At 76.5% G+C, this 1309-nt stretch carries 2 protein-coding genes; both read right to left on the bottom strand.

Going from position 1 to position 1309, the window contains the following annotated elements; translation table 11 throughout:
• Positions 1–149: universal stress protein (locus tag AB0I76_RS30095; protein WP_357042576.1), on the bottom strand; the 149-nt coding region annotated here is incomplete at its 3' end.
• A 49-nt stretch (positions 150–198) separates the two neighbouring features.
• A partial coding sequence (locus AB0I76_RS30090) for an HAD-IC family P-type ATPase (protein ID WP_357042573.1) occupies positions 199–1309 on the bottom strand: 1111 nt, incomplete at its 5' end.

Raw genomic sequence — 1309 nt, 5'->3', positions numbered from 1 at the left:
GCGCCGGTGAGCGGCCAGATGAACGCGTGCACGACCCGCAGCGGACGCTGCCGGTACGCCGCCTCGCGGGCCGCCACCCGGACCGCGTCCAGTGCGGCGGCGGAACCGTCCACGCCCACCACGACGGGGGCACCGGTGTCGATGGTCATGAGAACCTCCTTCGTCCACCCACAGCCTGCTCCGTCCGGCGTCCGCCGGTCAGGGCCGGCCGACCCGGTCGGTGGGCCGTTGGTCCCGAACCGCCGCCCGCGCCACACGTCCTGTGGTGAACCCGCTGTCCAGGCGCAGCACCAGGCCTGGCAGGACGCTGGCGGCGGCGCAGGCGAGCAGCTCCGTGGGAGTGAGCGGGTCGGTGCCGAGCAGCTCCCGCAGGGGCGCGAGCAGCACTCCGGCGACCTGGAGCAGCGCCGAGACCGCCACCGCCACCGGCAGCGCGAGGTTGCCGTGCCGGGTGCCCCGGGACCGCGGCGCGCGAACCGCGAGCGCCACGCCCAGCTGGGACAGGCCGAGCACCACGAAGACCACCGACTGCCAGGGCCGGTCCGCGGACATGGCGACCACCCCGGCGCCGAGCACGACGGCGGCGATGAGCCCGCCGGTGAGCAGCACGTCCCGGCCGAGGCCGGCCCCGAGCACCGACTCCGAGGGGGAGCGCGGGGCCCGGCGCAACGTGCCCGGCTCGGCCGGTTCGGCGCCCAGCGCCACCCCCGGCACCCCGTGCGTGAGCAGGTTGACCCAGAGGATCTGCGCCGGCAGCAGCGGTACGGCCAGGCCGAACAGCGGCCCGAGGAGCATCACGGCGATCTCGGCGGTCCCACCGGCCAGGGCGTACCGCAGGAACCGACGGATGTTGTCGTAGATCCGGCGGCCCTCGCCGATGGCGGCGGCCACCGTGGACAGGTCGTCGTCGACCAGCACCAGGTCGGCGGCCTGCCGGGCGACCTCGGTGCCGCCGCCCATCGCCACACCGATGTCGGCGCGGCGCAGTGCGGGCGCGTCGTTCACCCCGTCCCCGGTCATCGCCACCACGTGTCCCCGGGCCTGGAGCCCGGCGATGATGTCGAGCTTCTGGTCCGGTTGCGTCCGGGCGAAGACCCGCGTGTCCGGGTGCGCGCGTGCCGGGTCACCGTCGTCGCCGCGTACGACCGGGTCGCCCGGCGACCACAGGCCGAGCCGGCGGCCGATCGCGGCGGCCGTGGCGGGGTGGTCGCCGGTGATCAGCACCAGCCGGACCCCGGCGGCGTCGAAGCTGTCGGCGATGTCGGCGGCCGGAGGGCGGCGCGCCGCCCACCGCCGAGGACTTCGCGCG

It is taken from the genome of Micromonospora sp. NPDC049799, assembly GCF_040656655.1.
Taxonomy (GTDB): domain Bacteria; phylum Actinomycetota; class Actinomycetes; order Mycobacteriales; family Micromonosporaceae; genus Micromonospora.
The sequence above is the reverse complement of the archived record's forward strand: the minus strand, read 5'-3'. Positions and strand labels throughout refer to the sequence as shown.